Below are 9,023 nucleotides of genomic sequence, written 5' to 3' on the forward strand. Positions count from 1 at the left end.
CCAGACCTGCTGTTGGGCGCGCGGACGAACAAACCGCGACTACCGATGGGACGATCGTCGACCTCCACTCCTCGCGTGGCTCTCCTGCGCTGCGCTCCGGCGAGCCCCGGTTAGCCCTGGCCCTCGCCGCCCGCGACGTCGTACTCGATCAAATTCGGATCCGCGACGATGTCGGCCTCGTGCCAGAGCATCGGTCGCCACTGCTTTTGCGAGAACATCTCGGTCTGATCCCGATACCAGCCCGAGTCGGGCTCGGCCGACTGCGAGTAGCTCAGCAGCGCCCGCCCCTCGGGCCCCTCGTCGTTGAACTCCATGCACATGATGAAGCTGGTCCCGTAGTTGATCTGATAGCCGTCGGCGCTCAGGCTGGTCGGCTCCCACAGCTCTTCGGCGCGGGGGACCTCGGGCTCGAGGTCGCTGCGCAGCTGGCTGTAGATCATCAAGTTGGTGATGCCCTCAGCTCGCCCCCCGCCGTGGACCGGGATGGTCTCGTCGCCCTTGCGGGTGAACTGGACCTCGCCGAGGCTCGCGTCGAGGGGGATGCCGGCCTCGTCGAGGCGCAGGACAGCCGCGGCGAGGGCGTCGAGGGCGCGGTCGCCATCGGCGAGGGTGTTGGGTGTGTCGAGCGGCGCCTCGATGTCGAAGCCGGTCGCGAACAGGGTCCCGGCGTCCTCGAACGCGACGTCCTCGAAGTCGCCGACCCACTCGCGCCAGACGATCGCGCCGACGCTGTCGAGGTTGAGCTTGGTGTCCCAGGCCGCGAGCAGATCGCAGGCCTCGGCGATGTCGACGAGCAGCCCGTCGAGCTCCCAGACACCGACGCCCGTGCAGCGATCGACGAGCTCGTCGCGGAGCAGCTCGGCCGTGTAGCCGCCGTTCGAGAGCGCCGCCTCGGTCAGCTCGTCGAGGTCGAGCTTGCCGTCGGCGCCCGCGAAGCCGCCGCCGCCCGCGATGTCGAGCAGGGTCTGGGCGTTCATGCGGGTCCGCATCGACCGGGCGTCGTCGGCGAAGCCGTGCAGCGGTGAGTAGCCGGTCAGCGGCGCGAGCGGGTTGCTGAGCCAGTAGCTGTCGTTGGCGTTGAACACGAAGTCGGTGCGCTCGAGCTGCGGCAGGTTGGCCGGGGCGATCAGCCCCGGGCTGCGCGCGCCGGGGTCGTCCCGCCACTCGTCGCGGCTGTCGCTGCCGTCGAGCAACCACACGTCCTGATCGGCGAGGGCCTTGGTGAAGCCCGACTCGCTGCGCGTGTACCAGGCGTCGATCGCCGCCTGCGAGAGGTTGGGCGTCGGGGTCGAGTCCATGTACCAGGCCCGACCGTCGGCCGAGGCCGCCATGGTGTTGACCCACGGGATGCCCGCGACGTCCATGTGGACCTGCTGAAACTCGTCGAGGCTGGTCGCCATGTTCATGCGCAGGAACTGCTCGACGAGCATGAAGTTGTCGATGTTGGCGTCGCGGTAGCTCAGCGCGAGGGCGTTGGTCCAGTAGAAGGGATCGAGGGCCAACATCGGGCCATGGTGGGTCCGCCACATCGTGCGGGTCTCGGAGCCGAGGGTCCCGTCGTCCTGCAGCACGTCGATCGTGAACGGCTCGGACTCCATGTCGCGGACCTCGCCGTCGTAGTCGTACTTGGTCGACTCGCCGGGCGGAGAAGTGATCTCGTAGACCGTGAGCCGTTGGCCGTCGGACACGGTGTGGGTCCACGCGACCGAGTCGTTGAAGCCGATCAACACGCCCGGGACCCCGAGCAGCCCGACGCCGTAGACCTCGAACTCGTCGGGGATGCGCAGGTGGCTCTCCCACAGCTGCAGCTCGCCCTCCCACGGGAAGTGCGGGTTGCCCATGACCATGCCGCCGCCGCTGGCCGTGACGTCGCTGCCGAAGGCCCAGCCGTTGCTGCCGAGCTTGCCGCGGTGGGCGCTGATCGTCGAGTAGTGCGGGGCTGGATCGGGCGGCGCGTCGCCGGCCGGAGGCTGGGCCGAGCCGATCGCGGAGATCAGCTGGCGGCCGCTCGCGAGCAAGCCGAGGTCGATGTAGTACGCGAGCAGATCGATGTGATCGATCTGGGTCGGGACCCAGTCCTGGCCGTCGCAGCTCCCACCGATCTTGCCGTCGGCGAGGGCCTGGTTGTAGCCGGCCGCGTAGCCCATGACCCCTTCTTTGACGAGCGGACTGAGCTGCGGAAATTGTTCTTCGGCGAGGGCGTAGACGTGCAGGTGCAGGTACGCGAAGTCGCTGTAGAGATTGGCGTTGTCCTCACCGGGCCCAAACCACCGCGATCGCTCGCTGCGGACCTTGACCAGCTGATCCGCGAGGAGGCAGCCCTTGTCCTCGGTGAACGCGTAGGCCTGGCCGAACATCAAGCTGCCCCAGTCGTCGGCGGTGACGTGGGCGACGCCGTGGCTGGTCCGGCGGATATTGGCGTTGTAGAGCGCGTCGCCGCTGCCGGTCTCGGCCGTGCCTGCGGTCTCGCCCGTGCCTGCGGTGTCCTCGGCGGGAGCGTTGTCACTACACGCCAGCGGTGCGAACAGCAGGGCGAGCGCGGGGGCGAGGCGGGCAGGCGTCATGCGAAGCATCTCCGCACGGTAGGTGGGGCGGCCTGCGGGGGTCAAAAAGAAAGCACAGGCTGTGCGGAGAGCGCGTCCGCCCCAAACGGGCGGCGACAGCCGAGTTTTGGTCGGATCGGTGCCTGTATGCTGTTTTGAGCGGTCTGGTTCGAAGTCGCCGTGAGCTCGGAAAAAGTGAGAATGGCCTCGGGTGCTCACGTAAACTCGCCCTGCCATGAACCTCGATAAGATCGCCACGCCCCTCGCTGCTCTCTTCCTCGCGCTCGGTCCGGCCGCGTGCACCGACGAGGAAGGTGGCGACGAGCTCATGGACACCGCCCTCAGCGCGGACGGCACGGATGGGGACGGCGACGGGGACCCGGGCGACGGTGATGGCGACGGCGACCCGGGCGACGGCGACGGCGACGGCGACGGCGACGGCGACGGTGATGGCGACGGGGACGGCGACGGTGATGGTGATGGTGATGGTGATGGCGACGGCGACCCCGTGATGTGCGGCGCAGATCCAGGCTGGGGGACGGTGGCCGTCGGCGAGGCCGTCAAGCACGTGGCCGCCAAGGACCACATGGGCAACGCGGTCAACCTGTGCGAGTGGAGCGGGACCGCGATCGCGCTCGACGTCGCCGCGGTCTGGTGCCAGCCCTGTCAGGCGGCCTCGGCCTACCTCGCGACCGGGGCCGGCGGCGATCCCTTCAGCGGCCTCGGGCCGCAGCTGCGCGACATGATCGACACGGGCAAGATGGTCTGGATCACCGCCCTGACCGAGGACTCCGTCGGCGGGCCCGGGACCGTGGCCGACGCGGCCGCGTGGGACATGCAGTACCACCACGAGAACATCCCGGTGATCGTCGAGGACGAGGTCCCGATGCTGCCGGACTACGTGATGAACCCCTGCGTGCCCGCGGTCTACGTGATCGATCCGGAGCTGAAGTTCTTCGCCCTCGACGACTGCCAGACCTGGAACCACCTCTCGAGCGCGATCGCGGAATTCGGCGGCTGAGCGGCGCGAGTCGTCTCGCCTCTTCGCCCTCGACGCCGAGCGCGGCGCTGGCCCACAGATCGGGCCCGGCGGCAGGTCTTGACCGGCGCCGTCGTCATACGTAGTGCACGGCCCCGCCGCACCCCGGACAGCGAGCCTGCTCGGCTTGGAAGTGCAGCCAGTGGCCCGGCGCCCCACAGGGACACACGGCCGGGCCCGGCCGGGCGACCGACAGCTCAATGCAAGCCCGCAAGGCCCGGCCGGCCCCCTCGGCGTCCTCGGCGAGGAATTTCCCGATCCTCTCCCCGCCGATGCGCAGGTACTCGTCCTGCCACCGGATCGGTGCTCTGTGCAACCGGGCGTAGCCGCACCAGCGCTGGGTCTGATCGTCTCCGAGCCACTGGACCGAGGAGGTCGTGAGCGCGAGCCCGGCCTTGCCCTGGCCGAAGACCGTGGTCGGAAAGAAGGCGAGCACGCCGTCGCCAGGCAACAGACGCAAGAAGTGTTGCTGGGCGCGCTCGCGGACACCCTCGGTGATCCCGATGCATATGCGCGAGGTCCAGTGACCGACGAGCTGGGCGCGGACCTCAGCGAGGAGGTCGGCGTGGCGCACGAGCTGCTGAATCGGGTAGGCGTCGGGGTGGGCGCTGGCGAGGGCGTGAGCGTGGGTGAGGCTGAGTTCGAAGCCGCCGTCGAGCTCGTCTTGCTGCTCGGCGAGGGTCTGCCAGCATGCATCGGCCTCGGCCTCGAGCGCGCGCAGGTCTCTGGCTGTGGGCAGCGCGAGGCCGTTGTCGCGGGTCCTGCTCGCGAGGTTATCCCAGACCCGGTCGATCAGCCGATCGCCAGCGCCAGCGAGCTCGATGCAGGCGGCCTGCCAGCGCTCCTCGCGGGCGGTCGCGCGTGAGGCCGCGAGCCAGCCCGCGAACATTCGGCCGACGATGCGCAGCATGCTCAAGTCGAGGCCCGTCACCGCGGCGCCGATCTCGGCGAAGGTGTTCGCCTGATCGCGGCGTTCGAGGTAGCCAGCGAGGCTGTCGAGCACCCCCGGGTTGATGTCGCCAGCTTCGATCAGCGCCTGCACGGCCACCTGGACCCCTAGGGTGGCCGGGGCGAGGGTCTGGGCGATGCTGGCTTCGTGGTGCTCGAAGCGACCGAGCTCCGTCAGCGCGCGGCGAAACTCGCCAGGCAGGCGTGTGTCCTCGCCGAGCTCAGTCAGACAGCGCATCGCAGCCGCGATCGCGTCGATGTAGCGAGCCGGGCGCCAGGCCTCGACCTTGACGGCGAGCTCCTCGTTGCCCGCGGTTGCAACCCCGAGAAGGAAGGGGCGTAGGTCGTCGCGGACGTGGCGTTGGTAGCGGTTCCACAGCTGCCAGGCGGTTGTTGGGGGAGCTTGTCTGACGGGGCCTCGGGCGATCGCCAGGCCACACAGCGGGCACACGCGCCACCTGGGGTCGAGCGCCTCGTTACAGCCACGACACCTCGCGCTCATCGCTGTCATCTCGCCAATATAGCAGTTTGGGGAGGCTCGCAGGCCAGGGATTTCTCCTCGCGGCCTCTACCCGGCAGAGTTCGACTCTTGGCGACTGGGGGCTCGAACGCCGCGGGTGTGACAACTCGCCTTCGACCAGCGTAGTGCTCCCGTGCGAGACACTCCACGACTCGTCGGCATCTACGAGGCCGAGGGGACCCTGCTCGGCGAGCTGCGCTACGTCGTCGGCAAGGCCCTGGGCAGGCGGCACTGCGCGCTGTGCGACATCACCCACGGCTCGGTCCGAAAGAAGCCAGAGTTCGTCGCCCTCGAACAGCGGCTGGGGTTGCCGATCTCGCTGCTGCATCTCGACGAGCGCAGCCCCGAGCAGCGCAGCGCGAGCGAGGGGCGGACGCCCTGTGTTCTCATCGATGACGGCGTCCGCCTTCAGATCTTGCTTGGCGCCGACGAGCTCGAGACATGTGGCGGCAGCGTCGAGCGCTTCGAACAGTTGCTGACGGCCGCCCTGGCGCGTCAGCGCCCCGATGTCCGAACCGACGGCAGCCCCCCGTGACCTCGTCCTCGGCCACCAACCCGCGCAAGTCGTGCGTCCCCGTCGCGTGGTCGCGCGCACGAGTTTAGGATGCCGCCATGAACCGGGTCCTCGTCCCCTACGACTTCTCGCCCCACTCGCGCCGCGCCTGCGCCCTGGCCATGCAGGGCTTCCCCTTCGGCCTGGACGTCGAGATCGACATGCTCCACGTCGTCGACGAGGACCTCTACACGAACGTCCTGACCCAAAAGTACGTGCCCGAGGACGGCGCGATCGAGAGCTACCTCAGCGACGAGATCACCCGGATCCGGGCCGAGCTGGCGGTCGCCCACGGCGACTCGGAGCAGCCGACCTTGCTCGAGCCCAACAAGATCATCGTCCGCGGTCGGCCGCACGCGCGGATCGACGAGCACCTGTGCCAGCCCGAGGTCATCGGCGCGCTGCTCGGGGGTCAGGGCCACGGCGGGGCCACGGAGCGGCTGCTCGGGCGCACGGCCCAGCGGGTCATCCGTCACGCCGAGGTCCCGGTCATGGTCATCAAGCGGCCCCACTCGATGACCCCGCCCACCCGCATCCTGACCGCCGTCGACTGGAGCGAGAACAGCGCGCGCGCGCTGATGTTGGCCGCGCGCCTCTACGAAGAGCAGGACGGCCTGCTCTCGGTCCTCCACGTGATCGACTCGCCCTACGTGCCCTACATGCGCGCCTTCGCCCACGAACGAGACGCGAGCGAGAGCCTCGATCAGCTCCGCGACGAGCAGTTCGAGCGGCTGACGAGCTTCGTGGCCAAGAACCTCGGCGAGGCCGGGGCCGAGGCCGACGCGGTGACCCAGGCGGTGGTGTTTGGCGATCCGGCGGTCACGATCGCGTCGCAGGCGACCACGCTGCTGGCCGAGCTGATCGTGGTCGGCACCCACGGCTCGTCCAACCTCTCGCGCTTTTTGCTCGGATCCACAGCCGAGAAGCTGGTCACCGCGGCGCGCAGCGACATCCTCGTGGTGCCCTGAGCGCTTTTGTTGTACCGGTGTCAGGGCAGTCTCCCAGCCCCTGGAGCCCGAGCGAAGCGAGGGTGTCGGGGTGCAGCCCCGAGGTCGGGAGACGATGAGGAGAGCCGATGACCTGGCTACGCGAGCTGTTTTGGAACGAGGACGATCGGCGCGTGCGCGCGCTGTGGCGGCTGATCCTGCACACACTCGCGCTCGTCCTGGTCGCGATCACGCTCTCGATTGCGCTGGAGCTCGTCGGTCTCGGCGGCTCGCTCGGCGGCCTGTCGGCGGTGGGCGCGTCGATGGCCGCGGTGGTCGTCGGGCTCGCTACGTGGCTGTGCACGCAGGCCCTCGATCGCCGCGAGCTCGCGGAGCTCGGCCTCCGGCTCACGCCACGCTGGTGGCTGGATCTCGCGGTCGGCTTCGCGATCGGCGCGATCTTGATGAGCGCGATCTTCGTGGTCGAGCTGGGCGCGGGGTGGCTGACGATCGAGGGCCGCTACGTCGGCGCGGCCCCGGGACAGGCCTTCGCGCTCGCGCTCGTCGACCCGTGGCTGACCTTCGTGGCCGTGGCCTTCTACGAGGAGCTGCTCAGCCGCGGCTACCACCTGCGCAACCTCGCCGAGGGGCTCCACTTTGCGCGGCTCGGCCCCAAGCTCGGGCCCAATTTGGCGCTGATCTTGGCCACCCTGATCGCGGCCAGCGTGTTCGGCCTGATGCACGCGGGCAACAACAACGCCACGCTGATCTCGTCGATCAACGTCGGCCTGGCCGGCTGCATGCTCGCGCTCGGGCTGCTGTGGACCGGCGAGCTCGCCCTGCCGATCGGCCTCCACCTGAGCTGGAACTTCTTTCAGGGCAACGTGTTCGGCTTCCCGGTCAGCGGCAACCCGATGGAGGTGCGGGTGTTCGACGTCGTTCAAGGCGGCGATCCATCGATCACGGGCGGGGCGTTTGGCCCCGAGGCGGGGCTGATCGGACTCGCCGCGATGCTCGCGGGGGCCGGGCTGCTGGCGCTGTGGGTTCGGCTGAGCCGCGGTGAGCTGCGTCTGTGGCGGGAGCTCGCGCAGCCAAGCGGGCGGGGCTGACCCGGACGCCGTCTGCGCATCACCCCGTCGGTGTTGATGCTCCAGCGCGCACCAGCAACTACGTCGCGGTGCTAGTGCGGCGATCACACTGGTCGCCGCTCCAGGTCTAGGTCTAGGTCCGGCGGCGCTTTTTGGCGGCTGCTTTCTTCTTCTTCGCCGCGGGCTTCTTCTTCGCTGCAGCCTTCTTCTTCGCCGCGGGCATCTTCTTCGCCGCGGGCTTCTTCTTCGCCGCAGCCTTCTTCGCCGCAGCCTTCTTCTTCGCTGCCGGCTTCTTCTTCGCTGCAGCCTTCTTCTTCGCTGCAGCCTTCTTCTTCGCCGCCGTCTTCTTCTTCGCCGCCGTCTTCTTCTTCGCCGCAGCCGTCTTCTTCTTCGCCGCCGTCTTCTTCTTCGCCGCCGTCTTCTTCTTCGCCGCAGTCTTCTTCTTCGCCGCCGCCGTCTTCTTCTTCGCCGCCGATTTTTTCTTCGCCGCCGGCTTTTTCTTCGCCGCCGCCGTCTTCTTCTTCGCCGCCGTCTTCTTCTTCGCCGCAGTCTTCTTCTTCGCCGCCGTCTTCTTCGCCGCCGCCTTCTTCTTCGCCGCAGTCTTCTTCTTCGCCGCAGGCTTCTTCTTCGCCGCAGGCTTCTTCTTCGCCGCAGGCTTCTTCTTCGCCGCAGGCTTCTTCTTCGCCGCCGTCTTCTTCTTCGCCGCAGCAGCCTTCTTCGCCGCAGCCTTCTTCGCCGCAGCCTTCTTCGCTGCCGTCTTCTTCGCTGCCGTCTTCTTCTTCGCCGCAGCCGTCTTCTTCGCCGCAGCCGTCTTCTTCGCCGCCGCTGTCTTCTTCTTCGCCGCCGTCTTCTTCTTCGCCGCCGTCTTCTTCTTCGCAGCCGTCGTCTTCTTCGCCGCAGCCTTCTTCTTCGCCGCAGCCTTCTTCTTCGCCGCAGCCTTCTTCGCCGCCGTCTTCTTCTTCGCAGCCGTCTTCTTCGCAGCAGCCGTCTTCTTCTTCGCAGCCGCTGTCTTTTTCTTCGCTGCCGTCTTCTTCTTCGCAGCAGCCTTCTTCGCTGCCGTCTTCTTCTTCGCCGCAGCCTTCTTCGCTGCCGTCTTCTTCGCCGCAGCCTTCTTCTTCGCCGCCGCCGTCTTCTTCTTCGCCGCCGCAGCCTTCTTCTCCGCCGCAGCCTTCTTCTCCGCCGCAGCCTTCTTCTCCGCCGCAGCCTTCTTCTTCGCCGCAGCCTTCTTCGCCGCCGCAGCCTTCTTCGCCGCCGCAGCCTTCTTCGCCGCCGCAGCCTTCTTCTCCGCAGCAGCCTTCTTCTCCGCAGCAGCCTTCTTCTCCGCCGCAGCCTTCTTCTCCGCCGCAGCCTTCTTCTCCGCCGCAGCCTTCTTCTCCGCCGCAGCCTTCTTCTCCGCCGCAGCCTTC

Annotated in this window: 7 protein-coding genes; 4 read left to right on the top strand and 3 right to left on the bottom strand. The window is 68.4% G+C overall.

Annotated elements, in window-relative coordinates:
- Positions 1–110: 110 nt before the first annotated feature.
- Positions 111–2,573 (bottom strand): penicillin acylase family protein, encoded by a 2,463-nt coding sequence (locus tag ENSA5_RS29765; RefSeq protein ID WP_181198291.1) that lies wholly within the window; start codon positions 2,571–2,573, stop codon positions 111–113.
- Positions 2,574–2,778: 205 nt separating this feature from the next.
- Between ENSA5_RS29765 and ENSA5_RS29770 the strand changes: the two genes are divergently transcribed.
- Positions 2,779–3,564: a hypothetical protein gene (locus ENSA5_RS29770; protein WP_106395102.1), complete on the top strand. Its 786-nt coding sequence runs from the start codon at positions 2,779–2,781 to the stop codon at positions 3,562–3,564.
- A gap of 94 nt (positions 3,565–3,658) precedes the next feature.
- Here ENSA5_RS29770 and ENSA5_RS29775 read toward each other — a convergent pair whose 3' ends face one another.
- A complete protein-coding gene (locus ENSA5_RS29775) occupies positions 3,659–5,041 on the bottom strand; it encodes a hypothetical protein (RefSeq protein ID WP_146156252.1) in 1,383 nt (460 codons plus the stop codon).
- A 142-nt stretch (positions 5,042–5,183) separates the two neighbouring features.
- Between ENSA5_RS29775 and ENSA5_RS29780 the strand changes: the two genes are divergently transcribed.
- The 3 genes from ENSA5_RS29780 to ENSA5_RS29790 all read left to right on the top strand — a co-directional run bounded on the left by ENSA5_RS29780 (position 5,184) and on the right by ENSA5_RS29790 (position 7,638).
- Complete coding sequence (locus ENSA5_RS29780; RefSeq protein ID WP_106395104.1) at positions 5,184–5,585, top strand: hypothetical protein; 402 nt, start codon at positions 5,184–5,186, stop codon at positions 5,583–5,585.
- Positions 5,586–5,662: 77 nt separating this feature from the next.
- Positions 5,663–6,571, top strand: coding sequence for a universal stress protein (locus tag ENSA5_RS29785; protein WP_106395105.1), 909 nt, complete (start codon positions 5,663–5,665; stop codon positions 6,569–6,571).
- A gap of 107 nt (positions 6,572–6,678) precedes the next feature.
- Positions 6,679–7,638 carry a CPBP family intramembrane glutamic endopeptidase gene (locus ENSA5_RS29790; protein ID WP_106395106.1) on the top strand — a complete coding sequence of 320 codons (960 nt, stop codon included), beginning with the start codon at positions 6,679–6,681 and terminating at the stop codon, positions 7,636–7,638.
- A 112-nt stretch (positions 7,639–7,750) separates the two neighbouring features.
- On the opposite strand, the gene ENSA5_RS38500 is transcribed toward ENSA5_RS29790, so the two are convergent.
- Positions 7,751–9,023, bottom strand: a 1,273-nt coding sequence (locus tag ENSA5_RS38500) for a hypothetical protein (RefSeq protein ID WP_181198292.1), incomplete at its 5' end; no start/stop codon positions are given.

It is taken from the genome of Enhygromyxa salina, from assembly GCF_002994615.1.
Lineage (GTDB): Bacteria > Myxococcota_A > Polyangia > Nannocystales > Nannocystaceae > Plesiocystis > Plesiocystis salina_A.